Below are 17,851 nucleotides of genomic sequence, written 5' to 3'. Positions count from 1 at the left end.
GCGATCAGGCCAGCGAACCGAGCGTTCGAACCAGGTGGTCGACTTCGTACGGGGTCGAATACGGTGCGAGTCCCACCGTCACCGCGCCGCCGAAATCGGACGCGCCCATCCGCACGAGGGCCCGGTTGGGGACGTCCGCAAGCGCGCACACCCCGTTGTCGGCGAGTCGCCGGACCACCTTGTCGGCGCCGACCGAGTCCACGGTGAAGCTCACCAACGGCATCCGGTCCTCTTCGGTGCCGACAAGATTGACGTGGTTGAGCTGCGACAACGTCTCGACCAGGTAGTAGGTGAGGCGCTGGAGGTACTCGTAGACGCCGTCCATCGAGGTCATCAGGCGTCGACGCCGCTTGCCGATTCCCTCCTCGTCGAGGCCGGCGAGATGCTCCACCGACGCGACGAGACCCGCCAGCATCGCGCCCTGATGCGGTTCGGGTTCCAGCCGTGCGGGCCCCTTGGCGCCCGGGTCCATCGACATCAGGCGCAGCCGGTCGATGACGTGGGGTTCACGGAAGGCCATCGCCGCCATCCGTGGACCGCCCCAGCGCTCGGCGGACACCACCAGTACGTCGGCACCCAGCTCGTGGATGTCGAGGGTCAGATAGGGCGCGGCGTTCGTGGCGTCGACGATCAGCAGCGCTCCCGCCGCGCGTACGAGCGGTGCGATCTCGCCGATGTCGGTGACCGCCCCGGTCGTCGACGACGCCAGCGTCACCGCGACCACCTCGGTCTCCGGAGTGACGAGCTCACCGAACTGCCACGCCGGCAGCGTCCCCGTCTCCACGTCGACCTCGGCCCAGCGGACCCGGCCGCCGTACCGATCCGCCGCGCGCAGCCACGGCACGATGTTGGATTCGTCGTCCTGACGGGTCACCACCACGTCGCCACGCAGCCACGCGTGCGGCGCCAGTGCTTCGGCCAGACAGGCCAGCAACGAGTAACGCGAGGGTCCCAGTACGACGCCCGCGGAATCTCCGCCGACGAGATCGGCGATGGCGCGGCGAGCACCGTCGAGGACGTCGGCACTGGCCCGCGCCGCGGGGTACACCCCGCCGGGGGCTGCTGCGAGATGGCGAAAACTGGTGGTCACCGCGGTGGCCACCGAATCCGGGACCTGCATACCTGCCTGCGGGTCGAGGTGGATCCAGCCGTCGCCGAGCGATGGAATCAATCCACGCACATAGGCGACGTCGAATGCCATGGGCACGAGGATAGACGTCGTCGATCCGCCGTTCCCCGCCGTCCGGGCACAATGGAGCTCATGGCTATCGAAGGCACCCCAGGACCGAGTTCGACACCAGCACCGTTCGGCCCCGCCGGCGACGACAACGTGGTCGTCGTGGGCACCGGCGCGGACGCTTCGGCGGGTGAGGAGAACTCGTCGGAACCGACAAGCCTCACCGACATGGTGGAACAGCCGGCCAAGGTCATGCGGATCGGCACGATGATCAAACAGTTGCTGGAGGAGGTGCGCGCAGCACCGCTCGACGAGGCCTCACGCAACCGGCTGCGTGAGATCCACCAGTCGTCGATCCGGGAGCTCGAGGAGGGTCTCGCGCCCGAGTTGCGCGAGGAACTCGAGCGACTCGCCCTCCCGTTCTCCGACGACACCACGCCCTCGGATGCGGAGCTCCGGATCGCCCAGGCGCAGCTCGTCGGCTGGCTCGAAGGCCTGTTCCACGGCATCCAGACCGCCCTGTTCGCCCAGCAGATGGCCGCCCGCGCCCAGCTCGAGCAGATGCGTCAGGGCGCCCTGCCCCCGGGCATGCCCGCACCGGGCGGTGCACACAGCAACAGCCCCGGGCAGTACCTCTGAGAGCAGCGGTTGATCTCGACTCGGCTCGTCGCTGCGCCCCTCACCGGCAACCGGCACCATGGCCGACGGGTACGCTGACTCCTCGTGTCAGCGGTAGTGGACGACGACGCGATACCCGCGCGTCCGGAGGGTTCTGATTCGCGCAGCTTCGCGCGTGCGGTCATGGACCTCGGTGAAGGTCTGGCCAGCCGGGAGCTGTGGTTCCACCTGGGCTGGCAGGACATCAAGCAGCGCTACCGCCGTTCGGTGCTCGGTCCGCTGTGGATAGTCATCGCCACCGGCGTGACGGCCATCGCGATGGGACTGCTCTACGGCGAGCTGTTCGGCATGGACATCAAGGTGTTCCTGCCCTACGTCGCGTTGGGCTTCATCTTCTGGAACTTCATCCAGAGTTCCATCCTCGACGGTGCCGAGGTGTTCTCCAAGAACGAGGGCCTGATCAAACAGCTGCCCGCACCGGTGAGCGTGCACGTCTATCGCGTGGTGTGGCGCGCGCTGATCATCTTCGCGCACAACGTGGTGATCATCGTGATCCTCTTCGTGATCTTCCCGCCGCCGCTGACGTGGGCCGTCGGCCTCATCGTCCCGGCCATCGCGCTGTACGTGCTGAACTCGATCTGGGTGACCATCGTGTTCGGCATCCTGTCGACGCGTTTCCGCGACATCGGGCAGCTCCTCACCACGATGGTTCAGCTGGTGTTCTTCATGACACCGATCATCTGGACCACCCAGAGCCTGGGCAACGCGTCCGGCGAGACGTCGTCGCGGTTGAAGCTCGTCGAACTCAACCCGATGTACCACTATCTCGAGATCGCGCGCGGGCCGCTGCTGGGCGAGCACGTGGAGTTCTACCACTGGGCGATCGTCCTCGGCTGCACCGCCGTCGGCTGGGTGTTCGGCATGCTGGTGATGCGCAACTACCGGGCCCGCGTGGCCTACTGGGTGTAGGGACGGACCGAATCATGGCCAGAAACAACAACGGCGCCGACAACCGCGTCCGCGTCGACACGTGGGACGCCTGCGTGGACTTCCCGATCTTCGACGCCAAGACGCGCTCGCTGAAGAAGTCGGTGATCGGCGCGGCGGGCGGGGTGATCGGGTCCAACTCGTCGAACGTGGTGGTCGTCGAGGCACTCAAGAACATCAACCTGCACCTCAAGCACGGCGACCGCGTCGGACTCGTCGGACACAACGGCGCAGGCAAGTCGACGCTGCTGCGGCTGCTGTCGGGCATCTACGAACCGACCGCGGGCGCCTGCCGCGTGCGGGGACGCGTCGCCCCGGTCTTCGACCTCGGCGTCGGCATGGATCCGGAGATCTCCGGCTACGAGAACATCATCATCCGCGGCATGTTCCTGGGGATGACCCGCAAGGAGATGCTCAAGAAGATCGACGACATCGCGGAGTTCACCGAACTCGGCGACTACCTGCAGATGCCGCTGCGGACCTACTCCACCGGTATGCGGGTGCGCATCGCGCTCGGTGTGGTGACCTCGATCGATCCCGAGATCCTGATCCTCGACGAGGGTATCGGCGCGGTGGACGCCGACTTCATGCGCAAGGCCCGCGGCCGCCTGCAGGCCCTCGTCGAACGCTCCGGCATCCTCGTCTTCGCCAGCCACTCCAACGAGTTCCTCGCCCAGCTCTGCGATCGTGCGTTGTGGATCGATCACGGCCAGATCCGGATGGAAGGCGGTATCGAAGAGGTCGTCGGCGCGTACGAGGGTCCCGGCGCGGCGGCGCATGTGCGCAAGGTGATCGCCGACCTCAAGAAGGACGACAGTCGCGGAAGCGACAGGACTGCTGACCGTCGCGGAAGCGACAAGACAGCTGACCGTCGCGGAAGCGACAAGACAGCTGACAGTCGCGACGGGTCGGGGTCGGTCGAGTGACCGGTACACCGAAGGTCGTCGCGGTGGTGGTCACCCACCGTCGTGTCGAACTGCTGGCAGAATCGCTTGCCGTGGTGTCCGGGCAGGACCGTGCCGTCGACCATCTGATCGTCGTCGACAACGCCGACGAGCCCGAGGTCGCCGAACTGGTTGCCGCACAGCCGGTTCCGACGACGTATCTGGGATCGAAACGCAATCTGGGCGGGGCCGGCGGTTTTGCGCTGGGCATGCTGCACGCGCTGGCGCTCGGCGCCGACTGGGTCTGGTGCGCCGACGACGACGGCCGGCCCGACGGGGCGTCGGTGTTGTCGACGCTGCTCGATTGCGCACAGCGCCACGGCCTCGACGAGGTGTCCCCGGTGGTCGCCAACCTCGACGACCCGGACACCCTCGCGTTCCCGCTGCGTCGTGGACTCGTGTGGCGCCGTAAGCGATCCGAGCTCTTCGCCGACGGCGAGTCCCAGGCGGATGATCTGCTGCCGGGTATCGCGTCGTTGTTCAACGGCGCATTGTTCTCCGCGCATTGCCTGGAACAGGTGGGTGTTCCGGATCTCCGTCTGTTCTTCCGCGGCGACGAGGTCGAGATCCATCGTCGCCTGGTGCGTTCGGGCGTGCGGTTCGGGACCTGCCTGCGGGCCGGATACCTGCATCCGGACGGGTCGGCGGAGTTCCGCCCGATCCTGGGCGGACGCATGCACACCCAGTATCCGGACAATCCCACCAAACGGTTCTTCACCTACCGCAACCGCGGTTATCTGATGAGCCAGCCCGGCCTGCGCAAGCTGGTACCGCAGGAGTACGCCCGGTTCGGCTGGTTCTTCCTTGTGCAGCAACGTGACCCGAAGGGTTTCGTCGAGTGGGTACGCCTGCGCGGGCTGGGCCGCCGGGAGCGGTTCACCCGGCCGTAGCGGAAGTCCGCGGTGTCATCCCGAACGCGGCCACCGCACCCAGCGCGGCGATACCGGTGAGGACCCACCACGCCGTGACGAAGGCGTCGTGCACGTCGTCGTAGATGAGTGACGCGCTTCGACGAGTTCTCGACGCTCGGGATCGCGCGCAATGTGCTCACCCAGCGCCTGGACACCCTCGTCGAGCACGGCATCATGACCAAGGAGCCCTATCAGGACAATCCCGTGCGCTACGACTATCGGCTCACCGAGAAGGGCCGCGACCTCTGGACGGTGATGACCGCCCTGCGGCAATGGGGCGACAAATGGACCGCCGACGATGGCGCGCCGGTCGTCTCCACGCACTCCTGCGGTTCCACGATGACGGTCGATCCCACCTGTTCGGCGTGCGGCGAGAAGGTCCGTCGCGAGGATCTGCGCGTAGGTCCAGGACCAGGCGCGACCGCGGACAATCCATTGAACGGCATTGTCTGACAAAGCCTTCCGCCGCGCCGTCGGACCTCGATGCCACGTCGAACCGCAGGTTGCGGGACGAGCATCGGTGCCGCTTACCACAGAGCACCGACAAGAACAGCGACGCGAGAACTTCTCGATATCCATTGCGGGACAGTCGAATACGATGTACCCTTGATCAAGTATTCGTGCCGTAGGTTTCCGGGGGGTGACCGTCATGTCCGACACAGCGCAATTGTCCGGCGACACTGACACGCCACTGTCCCGAGCCTCAGAACTCGCCGCTGAGCTACACCGGATTGTCGACGAGCTGCAGACGGTGGACCTCGCCCCGTGCACCAGCAGCGAGCTCATCGACATTGCCGCCGCGACCGAGCGCGCCATCGCACGAGTGACATACGCCGGGGACCGGCAGATGGTCGAGATCATCAACCGTGACCTTTCCGGCACCACCGGACACCGCAGTATCACCTCGTTCATGACCCACCGGCTGCGCGTATCTGATCCGTTGCGGCGCAACAAACACCGGAACGCCCTCGCCACGTTTTCCGATCATCTCGGCGAACCACTCGAACCCGACCACCCCACACTGGCCAAGGCGTTCGCCGACGGCGCCGTCGGCACCGCACACGTGCGAGCCGTCGTCGATGTGCTGGATGACATCCCCTCGGCCGTCGAACACGACGTCAAGGTCGCCGCCGAACGACAGATGACCGAGATCGCCATCGCCCACACCCCCGCCGACATCACCGACCTCGGGGCGCGACTCCTGGCCCATCTCGACCCCGACGGCACCCTGGCCGACGACACCGACCGCCAACGACGCCGCAACCTCTGGGTGAATCGGCAGCGTGCCGACGGGACCGCAAAGATGTCGGCCACCCTCACCCCCGAGCTGGTCGCGCGGGTCACGATGCTGCTCGCCGTGTGGGCCAAACCCGGTATGAACAATCCCGAGGACCCGGACAGTCCGCACGGCTCGTTCGAAGACGCCGACCCCGAGGTGGTCAAGGTTGCCGCCGCGCGCGACCTGCGCACACCCGCCCAGATCAACCACGACGCCTTCAACGCGCTGCTGAAAGCCGTGCTCGAAGACGGCCTCCTCGGAGAGACTCACCGCGGCCTACCGGTCCAACTCATCATCAAAGCCGACCTCAACGACCTCATCCGCGAAGCCGGCCTCGCCACGACCGTCACCGGAACAGTCATGCCGATCGCCGACGTCATCGAGCTCGCTGCCGACGCCCAGCCCTACCTCGCGGTCTTCAAGGACACCACCGCCGTCCCGCTGTACTTCGGACACGGCAAACGCCTCGCCACCCGCGATCAGCGCCTCGTCTCCTTCGCCCGCCCCGACGGCGAGGTCTGCTCCACACCCGGCTGTGGGCAACCCGCCTCCCAGGTCGAGATGCATCACGCCCAACTCGACTGGAGCCTGGGCGGACTCACCGACATCACCGACCTGACTCCCGCCTGCCCGCGACACAACCGGATGGTCGGCGACAAACCCGGCCAGTACACCACCTGGATGCTCCGCGACGGACCCGACGAAGGCCGCTGCGTCTGGCGACTCAACGCCGAGCCGGGAGCACCACCCAACCCCGCACGCATCAACCGACGGCCCGACGTACCCGACCGGCTGAGCGCCCACCTCGCGCAGGTGCGCCACGAGATCCACGGACCCGACACCGCGTCCGGCGATACCGCACGCCTCGCCATGCGTGAGGTCATCAACCCACGCCCCGCCATCGCACCGGCGGGCACCGCAACGTCGAGCACCGCAACGCCGGTCCCCGCAACGTCGGTCGTCGAAACCCGGCTCGAGGAACTCCTCAGCCACCTCTGACCGCGACACGGGTGTTGTGCGAACCAGTGAAGATCGTCGACTCCTTCCCCGGAATTAGAACGTGTTCTAGTGTGTGGTGAAGTTCCATCGCCCGTTCCTGAGGAGCACAATGCGGTTCACCTTCGCCGAGGCCATGACCGATCCGATGTACTACGCGCCGCTGGCGCAGGCCGCGGAGACGGCCGGGTACGCCGGCTTCACCATCCCCGACTCGCTGGCCTACCCGCAGGAGTCGGACGCCAAGTATCCGTACACCCCCGACGGTGACCGCGAGTTCCTCGACGGCAAGGCGTTCATCGAGACCTTCATCCAGGCTGCGGCGCTCGGCGCGGTCACCTCGACGATCCGCTTCACACCTTTCGTCCTCAAGCTGCCGGTGCGTCCGCCCGCCCTGGTGGCCAAGCAGGCGAGCTCGGTCGCCTACCTCACCGGCAACCGGCTCGCGCTGGGTGTCGGCACCAGCCCGTGGCCCGAGGACTACGACTTCATGGGCGTCGATTTCAAACGCCGTGGCAAGCGCATGGACGAGTGCATGGACATCATCCGCGGCCTGACCACCGGCGACTACTTCGAGTTCCACGGCGAGTTCTACGACATCCCGAAGATCAAGATGACCCCGGCGCCGACCGAACCGATCCCGCTGCTCGTCGGCGGGCACGCCGACGCCGCCTTGCGTCGTGCGGTCATCCGGGGCGACGGTTGGATGCACGGCGGCGGGCCGCCGGAGGAGCTCGACACCCTGCTGGATCGGATCGGCGAGATCCGCAAAGCCGAGGGCAAGGCCAACGAGCCGTTCGAGATTCACGTGATCTCCATGGACGCCTACACCGTCGACGGTTGTAAACGGCTGGAGGACAAGGGGATCACCGACGTCATCGTCGGCTTCCGCCTGCCCTATGTCATGGGAGACGACACCGAGCCGCTGCAGACCAAGATCGACCATCTGAACTGGTACGCGGACAACGTCATTGCCAAGGTCAACGCCTGACCGCACCACCCGAGCCGGACACGTTCGGCGCGTCGTTCGGCACCCGGGTCACCGGGACGCCAAGGCCGCGAGGCTCAGCGGATCTTGAAGATCACCATCCGCTGGACCACGAAGTTGATGACGGTGGCCGTGCCCTGCGCGACGACGAAAGCGATCGCGGAGTACAGCACCGTCTCCTCCCACAGATGCGACAGCCAGCTGTAGAGACCGACGTTGACCACGAAGGTGACCAGGTAGAGGACAACCACGGCGATGAAACGCGCGGTGCTGGGCTCCGCGCGGAACGTCCAGCGGCGGTTGACGAGGTACGCCGTGGTGGTGCCGAGGATGAATCCGCCGGCCTTCGCCACACCTCCGGGGACGCCGACGACGTACTGCAGGAACATCGTGAGCGCGTAATCGAGGACCGCGGACCCCGCGCCGGTCACGACGAAGCGGATCAGCTGCGTCTTCAGATCGGCGTCGGTCGAGGCCTCTTCGTCGTCGAGGGGCAGCTCGATCGGCATCGGCGCATGCCGGGTGGCGAAATCCTCATGGTGCGGGTGGGCACCTTGGCCGAGGTGTTTGTCAGCGCCGACGGCGTTCTCGTCGTGGTCACCGGGATCGGGTCGAGACACGCTGACACCCTAGCCGACGGACGGTCCGGTCGATGTCGCGGCGACGTGAGTGTGACCGCGGGCGTCGCCGGGCGTCAGCTCAGAACTCCTCGTCGACGTCGGAATCGCGGGCCGCGCGTTCCCCGCGGTCGAGTGACGCGAGATCGGCGATGTCGGCGGCGTCGAGGACGAAGTCGAACAGGTCGGCGTTCTCGATCTGACGGCCGCCGTGTGAGGACTTCGGCACGACGCTGATGTCGTTCTGGACCGCCCACCGCAGCGCGATCTGCGTGGGCGACTTTCCGTACTTGCGGGCGATCCGCAGGACGACCGGGTCGGCGAGGAGCCCTTCCTTGCGCCCGGTCGGATGCCAGGCCTGCGCGTGGATACCGTTGCCGGCCATGAACTCTCGGAGTTCGGTACGCGGGAGGGCGGGCGAGCACTGGATCTGGTTGAGAGCGGGCCAGCGTCCGGTCTCGTCGAAGAGCATCTGCAGGTGGTGCTGTTTGAAGTTCGAGACGCCGGGTGTACGTACGTATCCCTCGTCGGCCAGCGTCAGCAGGGCTTTCCAGGAGTCGACGGTCCGGCCGAGGCTCGGGCAGGGCCAGTGGATGAGATAGACGTCGATGTGGGCGACGCCCAGGCGTCGCGCGCTCTCCTTGGCCGCGGTGATGGCCTCGTCGAAACCGTGGTCGCCGCCACCGAGTTTGGTCTGGACCACCACGTCGTCGCGTGGGACCCCGGAGCTGTGCAGACCCATCCCGACGCTGAGTTCGTTGCTGTATCGGGGTGCTGTGTCGAGAAGGCGGTATCCCGCCTTCACCGCCGAGCTCACCGCTCCGGAACACGGCCGGCCGAGCATGTTGTACGTGCCGAGCCCCACCATGGGGATCGAGTGACCGCTGTTGAGCTCGACCGAGGGGATGTCCACGGCTTCAGGATAGGACTGCGGAGGCCGCAGATTGCCTCGCCGAGACCAAGTGGCAACCGAATCGACGACAGACGTTCGGCGTTCGCAGGCACGAAATCGTTGCGAGGTCGGCACGAACCTGCCGCCGGCCCGCGCCCGCCCGAGGTGCGACAGTGCCTATTCTCCTGGACATGCATGCCGCCGAATCCCGCCTGACACGGATCCCCATTGCCGTGGTGACAGCCCTCCTGGTCGTGACAATGCTCGGCACCTCCGCCACCGCGCGCGCCGATGATGCTGTCTCCGTGGGTATTCCGAACTGGTCGGGGTTGGACGTTACCGACTACCGGGGCGCCGTCCCCGAGCGTGCCGGCACGTTGATGGCACAAGTACCGCTCGCGGAGTCACTCAACCTCCCGGCAGCCGGGGATGCCTACCGTATCCAGTTCTCGTCGCTGAACCAGCACCAGAAGATGGCCACGGGCACCGGTGCCGTCTTCTTGCCGAAGGGCACACCTCCCGCCGGCGGGTGGCCGGTGATCTCCTGGGCGCACGGCACCGTCGGCATGGCCGACGACTGCACCCCGTCGGCGTTCGCCCGCAGCGAGCGCGATCAGACCTACCTCGGCCATTGGCTGGACCAGGGCTATGCCGTCGTCGCCGCCGATTACGTCGGACTCGGCACCCCAGGTCTCATGGCCTACCTCAACGGCGTCACCGCGGCGCACTCCATCGTCGACATCGTCGTCGCGTCGCATCAGATGGATCTGCCGCTGGCCAAGCGGTGGGCGATCATCGGGCAGTCCCAGGGCGCGGCTGCCGCCCTCAACGGGGCGCGCTACGCCACCGAGTTCAGTCGCGGCTCCGGCCTCGACTATCGCGGCGTGGTGGCGACCGGCATCCCGGCGAACCTCGAGTACCTCTACCAGAACCTGGGTCCGGTGGTTCCGCCCGTGACGCTGCCCGGCGGACTCAACGCCTACACCGCCTACATCCTGGCCGGTTTCGACGACACCCGCCCCGACCTGAAGGTCACCTCGGTGATGACCCCCAAGGGCGTCGCCCGTCTGGCTCAGGGCCGAGTCACCTGCTACCCGGTCCTGAAGAAGGAACTGGCCGGTGACGACGTGCGGACCTGGTTCCGCGCGCCGCTGATGTCGATCCCCGGCCTGAGCCCGGCGCTGCACGAGTACATGGCCACGCCGTACAAGGGATACGACCGGCCGATCTTCCTCGGTCAGGGCCTGCGCGACGTCGACGTGCCTGCCCCGTCGGCGCTGTCGCTGTACGCCCAGATGCGGGCGAACAACCAGCCCGTCGAACTGTTCGTCTACCCCGAAGACGATCACTCGAGCGCCGTTCTCGCCTCGATGAAGGATTCGACGCCGTTCGTCGCGCGCATCCTGCGCTGACCCGTATTCCCCCGACCCCCGCTGCGGTGCGCGTCGATCTGACAACCTTGGATCGATGGGCACCGCAGTTGCTTTCTACGACGACGTCATCATCGGGGCGGGACACAACGGGCTGACCGCCGCGGCCTACCTGGCGCGCGCCGGACGCCGGGTCCTCGTCCTGGAGAAGGCCGATCACGTCGGCGGCGCCACCGTCTCGGCGACGCCGTTCCGCGGGCTGTCCGCACGGTTGTCGCGCTACTCGTATCTGGTGTCTCTGATGCCGCGGGAGATCATTGCCGAGCTGGGCCTCGACATCGAACTCATCCGCCGCCGCCACTCCTCGTACACGCCGCTACCGGCCGATCCGGCGCGCGGGCTCCTCATCGACACCCTCGACGACGAGGCGACCGCGGCGTCGTTCCAGCGGGTCACCGGCTCCGACATCGGGTTCACCGCCTGGCAGTCGTTCTATCGCCGGGTCGGCACCGTCGCCGAGCGTGTGTTCCCGACGATGATCGAGCCGCTGCGCACGGCCGCCGACATGCACGACCTCGTCGTCGGTACCGACACATCCACCGCCGAACTGTGGGAGGCGCTCACGACGCTGCCGCTCGGCACGCTGCTGGGCCAGTACTTCGACGACGACCTCGTGCGCGGGATCGCCGCCACCGACGGCCTGATCGGCACCTTCGCCGACCTCGACGACCAGACCCTGCGTCAGAACATCTGCTTCCTCTACCACGTGATCGGCGGGGGAACCGGGGACTGGGACGTGCCCGTCGGCGGGATGGGCGCGGTGTCGGGGGCGCTGTACCAGGCGGCGTCGGCTGCGGGTGCGGAGATCCGGACCGGCGTCGAGATCACCGGCGTCGACCCGGCCGACGGGACCGTCGAGACAACTGCCGGAACCACGCGCGGTTCGGTGCTGTACGCCGCTTGTGCGCCGCAGGTGTTCAACACCTTCCTCGACGGCACTCCGATCCCGTGCGAGGCGGACACGCGTGGCTCGCAGCTCAAGATCAACCTGCTGCTCGACCGGCTGCCCCGCCTGCGGGACGAGTCGGTGGCACCCGCAGCCGCCTTCTCGGGGACCTTCCACATCAACCAGACCGCCGCCCAGCTGCACGACGCGTGGCGACAGGCCGCGCGCGGCGAGGTTCCCGAACTACCGCCGTGCGAGATCTACTGCCACACACTCACCGACCCGTCGATCCTCGGGCCGGAACTAGCGGGAAAGCACACGCTGACACTCTTCGGCCTGCACATGCCGCCGGACGTGTTCGACGAGCCGGGCGCCATCGAGCACGCTCTCGGCGCGACGTTCGCCTCACTGAATGCGGTGCTCGGTGAGCCGATCCAATCGGTTATCGCCCACGACCTCGACGGCCGGCCGTGCATCGAGGCCAAGACGCCGCACGACCTGCACGACGCCCTCGGGCTGCCCGGCGGCAACATCTTCCACCAGTCGTTGCGGTGGCCGTGGGCCGAGACCGCGTCGGAAGTGGGCCGCTGGGGCGTGGAGACGCCGCATCCGCGGCTGCTGCTGTGCGGTGCGGGGGCGCGGCGCGGGGGTGGGGTCAGCGGCATCCCGGGACGTAACGCGGCGGCGGCGGTGCTGGGTGCGGAGGCAGTCGCGTCACCCCGGTAGAAGTCCCACGCGCTTTTTTCGGCGGGGCCGTTCGCGCCGGGCCGTCAGAGCATGTGTACCTTGCGGTAGATGCGCGCCGCGGGCCGGGTGAGCAGACCCACCTCGTCGAGAAAGCGCATCAGGTGTGCGCAGCCCGAGCGGATCATCGACTGGAAATGGTGGTTGCGGCGCATCTCACCCACGGCTCGCCGGTGGTCCAACCCGGCATCGGCATAGGCCTGAGGTCGGACGAGGCTGATGAGAATGTACGACACCGACATGGCGATGATCACCGAACTGAACTGTCGCCGAGCCCAGTTGGCCTCTCTCATCGACTGGCGGACCTCTTCGCGAGCGAACCGCATATGGCGGGACTCTTCGAGCACGTGGATCTCGTTGACGGTGCGCACGAGCGGCAGCACGCGCTCATCGCGCATACACCCCCGCTGCAACACGTCCAGGACTTCCTCCGCCGCAAGGATTCCGGCGTAGGCGACTTCACTGCCCGCGACCCGCATGAACATCTTGCCGAAGCGACCCAGGCGCGGATGCGGGGTGTAGCTGGTCCCGGTCAGCTTGTACGCGGTCTTGGCGAACATGATCGAGTGCCGGCACTCGTCGGCGACCTCGGTCAGTGCGAACTGAAACTCCGGGCGGTGATAGTCCCCGAGGTACTGATCACGGATCACCATTTCCTGCAGCATCATCTCGAACCAGATGCCGATGCTCATGATCGACGCGGTCTCATGCCGGGTGAGGCTGATCCGCTGCTGCTCGGTCATCTCGTCCCAATAGGCGGTCCCGTACAGCGTCGACCATTCCGGGCTGCAGCCGTACTTGTCCGACTCGAGCGGCGCATCCCAGTCGATCTCGGTCAGCGCATTACGCGACAGCCGCGCCGACGACGTCAGCAGGCGCCGGGCCACCTCGTCGATCCCGTCGTCGGGACGGCTCACATCTCTGAGCGCTTCCATGCCGGGCTCCTTGTCGTCCGCGGGACTGCAACTGTGATACACACCACCACAGATCGTGCCATCGGTCAATGGTGCGTTATTCGATGGCAACGATGGTCACGTCCCCTCGGATGAACCTCCTCCAGCACCCGGCCCCAGCATCACGGTCGGTCCGGGCACCTTGCCCAGGTACCCTCTCTAGCGATGTCTACTGAAGAGTTGCTGCCGATCACGACCCGCAAGCTCGTGGGCTGGTCTCGCACCACCCCGATCGAGGGCCACGTCCTGTCCACGCCGTACCCCGAGGTCATCGCCGAGGCGGTGGCACGGGTCGCCGACGACAACGCGGACAAGCCGGACTACCTCAAGCGCGGCGTCATCGCCCGCGGCCTGGGCCGCTCCTACAACGAGTCCGGCCAGAACAGCGGCGGGCTGACGATCGACATGACCCCGCTGACCAGGATCTACTCCATCGACGACGAGTCGGCGACGGTCGACGTCGACGCCGGCGTCTCGCTGGACACCCTGATGCAGGCCGCGCTGCCCCACGGCCTGTGGGTCCCGGTGCTGCCGGGTACACGGCAGGTCACCGTGGGCGGCGCGATCGCGCACGACATCCACGGCAAGAACCACCACAGCCAGGGCAGCTTCGGCAACCACGTCGTCGAGATGCAGCTCCTCGTCGCCGACGGCCGCGTCCTGACCCTGACACCGGACGGCACCGCCGACGATCCGGCGGGCGAGCTGTTCTGGGCGACGGTCGGCGGCATCGGACTCACCGGCATCGTGCTGCGCGCGAAGATCCAGATGAAACGCACCGAGAGCGCGTACTTCATCGCCGACACCGCGCGCACCGGATCGCTGCAGGAAACCCTGGACCTGCATCTCCAGGACGGCTTCGAAGACGGCTACGAGTACGCCTCGGGCTGGTTCGACACCATCAGCGCACCGCCGAAGCTCGGCCGCGGCACCTTCTCGCGCGGCAACCTCGCCCGCGTCGACGAGCTGCCCGAGAAGTACCGCGACAATCCGTTGTCGTTCAACAACAAGCCGCTCGTCCGGTTCCCGGACGTCTTCCCGCGCGGGCTGGCCAACAAGCTCAGCTTCTCCGCGGTCGGCGAGGCGTACTACCGGATCGGCCCGCCCAGCGAGGGCAAGGTCAAGAATCTGGCGCAGTTCTACCACATGCTCGACGTGTTCGGTGACTGGAACAACGCCTACGGCCGCGGCGGCGGTTTCTGCCAGTACCAGTTCATCGTCCCGACCGGAAACGAGAGCGAGTTCACCGCGCTCATCGAACACATCCAGGCGTCGGGCCACGTCAGCTTCCTCAACGTCATCAAGCTGTTCGGCGAGGGCAACAAGGCACCGCTGAGCTTCCCGTTCAAGGGCTGGAACGTCTGCCTCGACTTCCCGGTCAAGGCCGGCCTCGCCGAGTTCCTGAATGACCTCGACCGCCGCGTCATGTCGATGGGCGGACGCCTCTACACGGCCAAGGACTCACGCACCTCCGCGGCCAGCTTCCACGCGATGTACCCGAAGATCGACGAGTGGATCGCCACGCGGCGTCGTATCGACCCCAACCGGGTGTTCATGTCGGACATGGGCCGGCGACTCGAACTCGCCTGAGCCACAAAACCTTCGACGAACACCCCCTGACCTGCACGTCACCGAAAGCGAGAACACACATGCTGAACGCCGTGGGCGCCCCCCAATCCATCCTGGTCCTGGGCGGGAGTTCGGAGATCGGGCTCGCCATCACCGCCGAATACCTGAGCAAGGGACCGGCGCGGGTCATCCTCGCCACCCTGCCCGGTGACCCGACCGCTGCTGCCGCGGTGGAGAAGGCCAAGGAGGCCGGGGCCACCGAGGTCACCCAGATCGACTTCGACGCCCGCGCCACCGACACCCACCGCGCTGTCATCGACAAGGCCTTCGCCGACGGTGACGTCGACGTGGCCATCGTCGCCTTCGGCATCCAGGGTGACGACGAGCAAGCCTGGCAGGACCACGCCCTCGCGGTCGCCGAAGCCGAGATCAACTACACCGCAGCCGTTTCCGTGGGAGTTCTGCTCGGCGAGAAGATGAAGGCCCAGGGCCACGGCCAGATCATCGCGATGAGCTCGGTCGCCGGTGAGCGCGTGCGCCGCAGCAACTTCGTCTACGGTTCCACCAAGGCCGGACTCGACGGCTTCTACCTCGGACTCGGAGAGGCGCTGCGCCCCTTCGGGCCTCGTGTCCTGGTGATCCGCCCCGGCCAGGTTCGCACCCGGCTGTCGGCGCACGTCAAGGAAGCGCCGCTCACCGTCGACAAGGAGGACGTGGGGCGCCTCGCGGTGGCCGCGGCCACCAAGGGCAAGGAGATCGTCTGGGTGCCCGGGCCGTTCCGCTACATCATGATGGTCCTGCGCCACATCCCGCGCCCGATCTTCCGTAAGCTGCCGATCTGATCGCTGACCGATGACGTCCTCCACCAGCGCCGACCGGACCGCCACCACAACCGGCCCCGATCCGAGCCCCGCCGCCGAACCCGCGAGACCCCGCGGTCACGGTCGCACCGCTTTGTCGTTGGTGGCCGGCGTCATCGTCGCCGGCGTCGTGTCGTTCATCGGCCTGGCCGCGATCGGGACGGTCGACTGGCCTGCCTTCAACTCGTCGAACGTGACCCGGTCGCTGACGACCGCCGGGCAGGTCATGGCGATCGCCGTGCTGGTCGGCATGGCGCTGCTGTACCGATACGGCAAGGGCCGCCTGGCTGTACCGCTGGTGTCGGCGGCGGCGATCTCCGGGTTCGTGACGGTGACGCTCGGGATGCCGTTGGGCGCAACACGTCTCTACTTGTTCGGACTGTCGGTCGACCAGGAGTTCCGCACCGAGTACCTGACACGGATGACGTCGAGTCCCCATCTGGCGGACATGACCTACATCGACCTGCCGCCGTACTACCCCGCCGGCTGGTTCTGGTGGGGCGGACGCTTCGCCAATCTCATCGGCCAGCCGGGCTGGGAGGCCTACAAGTCGTGGGCGATCGTCTCGATGGCGGTCGCGGCGGCGGTCGGCGTCCTGCTGTTCATCCGCATGTTCGGCGCCGACCGCGGGATCGCCCTAGGGCTCGCCGTCACCACCGTGACCCTGCTGTACGCCTCGCCGGAGCCCTATGCCGCCGTCCTCGTGCTGATCGGCGTGCCGATGATGGTCACGCTGACCTACGCGCTGCGGGGACGGACCAGAGCCGCCGATGGCCCGGCCGGTCCACTGTTCGGGGCCACGAGCTGGCCGGCGGTGGTCGCCTCCGGCGTGTTCCTGGGTGTCTCGGCGGCCACGTACACCCTGTTCACAGGCGTCTTCGCGCTCACCGCGATCCTGCTGGCCTGCTACTTCGTCGTGCAGGGCTGGCTGGCGGCCGGCAACAAGTCGACGCCGTCCACCACGGTCAGGGCGCGGCGCCGCGAGATCGTGGGTGCGGTGATCGGCCGCCTCGTCGCGATCGGCGTGGTCTCCGGGCTGATCGCACTGCTCGTCTGGGCGCCCTACCTGTTGGCACGGTTGAGCAGCGAACCGGCCAGCGGCGGAACCGCTCAGCACTATCTGCCCGAACGCGGCTCGGTGCTCCCGCTGCCGATGTTCGGACTCAACCTCGTCGGCGCCATCACGATGATCGGGCTGCTCTGGATCCTGCTGCGATTCCGCACCCGCACCGTGGCGCTGGCGATGGGCGCCACCGTCGTCACCATCTACGTCTTCTGCCTGCTCTCGATGCTGATGACGGCGATGGGCACCACCCTGCTGTCGTTCCGGCTCGATTCGGTCCTGGTGGCCGTGCTGAGCGCCGCGGGCGTGTTCGGCGTCGTCGACATCGCGCACTGGGCGGTCCGCCGTTTCGGTGACATCCGCGTCGTCGTCGGGGCGGTCGCCGTGCTGGCCGCGATCGGTATGGCACAGAGCATCCCGGGTCACCTCGGCACCGAGATCACGACCGCATACACCGACACGGACGGGTACGGCGAACGGGCCGATGCCCGGCCGGCCGGCGCGGAATCGTACTTCGGCGAGATCGACAAGCTCATCACCGCACAGACCGGCAAGCCGCGGACCGAGAACGTCGTGCTCACCGCAGATTTCGGGTTCCTGTCGATCTATCCGTACTGGGGCTTCCAGGGATTGACCTCGCACTACGCCAACCCGCTCGCCGAGTTCGACAAGCGGGCGGCAGCCATCGCCAGATGGGCCGAGTCGGAGAACCCCGACCAGCTGGTCACCCACCTCGAGGACTCCCCCTGGGTACCGCCGAACGTCTTCCTGTTCCGTTACGGCGCAGACGGATACACGCTGCGACTGGCCGAGGACGTCTACCCGAACGATCCGAACGTCAAGCGCTACACCGTCACCTTCGATCCAACGGTCTTCGACGACCCGCGCTTCGAGGTGACCGAGGTCGGCCCGTTCGTCCTCGTCATCCGGAAGTGAG

General features: G+C 67.2%; 16 protein-coding genes. 12 read left to right on the top strand and 4 right to left on the bottom strand.

The annotated features are described in order from the left end of the window. Positions 1-4: 4 nt before the first annotated feature. Complete coding sequence (locus H1R19_RS01210) at positions 5-1,201, bottom strand: cysteine desulfurase-like protein (RefSeq protein WP_188330847.1); 1,197 nt, start codon at positions 1,199-1,201, stop codon at positions 5-7. 60 nt (positions 1,202-1,261) lie between these two features. On the opposite strand from H1R19_RS01210, the gene H1R19_RS01205 reads away from it, so the two are divergent. The 7 genes from H1R19_RS01205 to H1R19_RS01175 all read left to right on the top strand — a co-directional run bounded on the left by H1R19_RS01205 (position 1,262) and on the right by H1R19_RS01175 (position 7,903). After that, positions 1,262-1,816 carry a bacterial proteasome activator family protein gene (locus H1R19_RS01205; protein ID WP_219850357.1) on the top strand — a complete coding sequence of 185 codons (555 nt, stop codon included), beginning with the start codon at positions 1,262-1,264 and terminating at the stop codon, positions 1,814-1,816. 84 nt (positions 1,817-1,900) lie between these two features. Next, a complete protein-coding gene (gene wzm / locus H1R19_RS01200) occupies positions 1,901-2,764 on the top strand; it encodes a galactan export ABC transporter permease subunit Wzm/RfbD (RefSeq protein WP_219850356.1) in 864 nt (287 codons plus the stop codon). 14 nt (positions 2,765-2,778) lie between these two features. Then, the gene (gene wzt, locus H1R19_RS01195) at positions 2,779-3,708 is read left to right on the top strand and encodes a galactan export ABC transporter ATP-binding subunit Wzt/RfbE (RefSeq protein WP_244970827.1); all 930 of its coding nucleotides are present in this window, start codon (positions 2,779-2,781) and stop codon (positions 3,706-3,708) included. Further along, complete coding sequence (gene glfT1, locus H1R19_RS01190; RefSeq protein ID WP_188330844.1) at positions 3,705-4,616, top strand: galactofuranosyltransferase GlfT1; 912 nt, start codon at positions 3,705-3,707, stop codon at positions 4,614-4,616. Before wzt ends, glfT1 begins: the two co-directional genes overlap by 4 nt. Positions 4,617-4,724: 108 nt before the next feature. After that, positions 4,725-5,090: a winged helix-turn-helix transcriptional regulator gene (locus tag H1R19_RS01185; protein ID WP_219850355.1), complete on the top strand. Its 366-nt coding sequence runs from the start codon at positions 4,725-4,727 to the stop codon at positions 5,088-5,090. A gap of 196 nt (positions 5,091-5,286) precedes the next feature. Continuing rightward, the gene (locus H1R19_RS01180) at positions 5,287-6,915 is read left to right on the top strand and encodes an HNH endonuclease signature motif containing protein (protein ID WP_219850354.1); all 1,629 of its coding nucleotides are present in this window, start codon (positions 5,287-5,289) and stop codon (positions 6,913-6,915) included. Between the two features lie 109 nt (positions 6,916-7,024). Continuing rightward, complete coding sequence (locus H1R19_RS01175; protein WP_188330804.1) at positions 7,025-7,903, top strand: TIGR03619 family F420-dependent LLM class oxidoreductase; 879 nt, start codon at positions 7,025-7,027, stop codon at positions 7,901-7,903. A gap of 74 nt (positions 7,904-7,977) precedes the next feature. Here the strand turns inward: H1R19_RS01175 and H1R19_RS01170 are convergent, their stop codons facing one another. Further along, entirely contained in the window at positions 7,978-8,520 is a 543-nt protein-coding gene (locus tag H1R19_RS01170) for a GtrA family protein (RefSeq protein WP_372632129.1), read from the bottom strand. 79 nt (positions 8,521-8,599) lie between these two features. Beyond that, positions 8,600-9,430, bottom strand: coding sequence for an aldo/keto reductase (locus H1R19_RS01165; RefSeq protein ID WP_219850353.1), 831 nt, complete (start codon positions 9,428-9,430; stop codon positions 8,600-8,602). 170 nt (positions 9,431-9,600) lie between these two features. On the opposite strand from H1R19_RS01165, the gene H1R19_RS01160 reads away from it, so the two are divergent. Continuing rightward, positions 9,601-10,821 (top strand): alpha/beta hydrolase family protein, encoded by a 1,221-nt coding sequence (locus tag H1R19_RS01160; RefSeq protein ID WP_219851491.1) that lies wholly within the window; start codon positions 9,601-9,603, stop codon positions 10,819-10,821. Positions 10,822-10,876: 55 nt separating this feature from the next. Beyond that, positions 10,877-12,451 (top strand): phytoene desaturase family protein, encoded by a 1,575-nt coding sequence (locus tag H1R19_RS01155; RefSeq protein WP_219850352.1) that lies wholly within the window; start codon positions 10,877-10,879, stop codon positions 12,449-12,451. A gap of 44 nt (positions 12,452-12,495) precedes the next feature. Here the strand turns inward: H1R19_RS01155 and H1R19_RS01150 are convergent, their stop codons facing one another. Further along, entirely contained in the window at positions 12,496-13,404 is a 909-nt protein-coding gene (locus tag H1R19_RS01150) for an AurF N-oxygenase family protein (protein ID WP_188330801.1), read from the bottom strand. 183 nt (positions 13,405-13,587) lie between these two features. On the opposite strand from H1R19_RS01150, the gene dprE1 reads away from it, so the two are divergent. Genes dprE1 through H1R19_RS01135 form a run of 3 tightly spaced genes read left to right on the top strand, consistent with a single transcriptional unit; the run spans position 13,588 to position 17,850 of the window. After that, positions 13,588-15,012 carry a decaprenylphosphoryl-beta-D-ribose oxidase gene (gene dprE1 / locus H1R19_RS01145; protein WP_188330800.1) on the top strand — a complete coding sequence of 475 codons (1,425 nt, stop codon included), beginning with the start codon at positions 13,588-13,590 and terminating at the stop codon, positions 15,010-15,012. A gap of 59 nt (positions 15,013-15,071) precedes the next feature. Then, the gene (gene dprE2 / locus H1R19_RS01140) at positions 15,072-15,833 is read left to right on the top strand and encodes a decaprenylphospho-beta-D-erythro-pentofuranosid-2-ulose 2-reductase (RefSeq protein ID WP_188330799.1); all 762 of its coding nucleotides are present in this window, start codon (positions 15,072-15,074) and stop codon (positions 15,831-15,833) included. Positions 15,834-15,843: 10 nt separating this feature from the next. Next, entirely contained in the window at positions 15,844-17,850 is a 2,007-nt protein-coding gene (locus tag H1R19_RS01135) for a galactan 5-O-arabinofuranosyltransferase (RefSeq protein ID WP_219850351.1), read from the top strand. The last annotated feature ends 1 nt before the right edge of the window (position 17,851 follow it).

It is taken from the genome of Gordonia jinghuaiqii (genome assembly GCF_014041935.1).
In the GTDB taxonomy this organism is placed as follows: Bacteria; Actinomycetota; Actinomycetes; order Mycobacteriales; family Mycobacteriaceae; genus Gordonia; species Gordonia jinghuaiqii.
The sequence above is the reverse complement of the archived record's forward strand: the minus strand, read 5'-3'. Positions and strand labels throughout refer to the sequence as shown.

Bases quoted from the DNA above. Each gene is read 5' to 3' on its own strand.
- H1R19_RS01210 (WP_188330847.1), bottom strand. From the start codon at position 1,201: ATGGCATTCGACGTCGCCTATGTGCGTGGATTGATTCCATCGCTCGGC.
- H1R19_RS01205 (WP_219850357.1), top strand. From the start codon at position 1,262: ATGGCTATCGAAGGCACCCCAGGACCGAGTTCGACACCAGCACCGTTC.
- wzt (WP_244970827.1), top strand. From the start codon at position 2,779: ATGGCCAGAAACAACAACGGCGCCGACAACCGCGTCCGCGTCGACACG.
- H1R19_RS01180 (WP_219850354.1), top strand. From the start codon at position 5,287: ATGTCCGACACAGCGCAATTGTCCGGCGACACTGACACGCCACTGTCC.
- H1R19_RS01175 (WP_188330804.1), top strand. From the start codon at position 7,025: ATGCGGTTCACCTTCGCCGAGGCCATGACCGATCCGATGTACTACGCG.
- H1R19_RS01160 (WP_219851491.1), top strand. From the start codon at position 9,601: ATGCATGCCGCCGAATCCCGCCTGACACGGATCCCCATTGCCGTGGTG.
- H1R19_RS01155 (WP_219850352.1), top strand. From the start codon at position 10,877: ATGGGCACCGCAGTTGCTTTCTACGACGACGTCATCATCGGGGCGGGA.
- H1R19_RS01150 (WP_188330801.1), bottom strand. From the start codon at position 13,404: ATGGAAGCGCTCAGAGATGTGAGCCGTCCCGACGACGGGATCGACGAG.
- dprE1 (WP_188330800.1), top strand. From the start codon at position 13,588: ATGTCTACTGAAGAGTTGCTGCCGATCACGACCCGCAAGCTCGTGGGC.
- dprE2 (WP_188330799.1), top strand. From the start codon at position 15,072: ATGCTGAACGCCGTGGGCGCCCCCCAATCCATCCTGGTCCTGGGCGGG.
- H1R19_RS01135 (WP_219850351.1), top strand. From the start codon at position 15,844: ATGACGTCCTCCACCAGCGCCGACCGGACCGCCACCACAACCGGCCCC.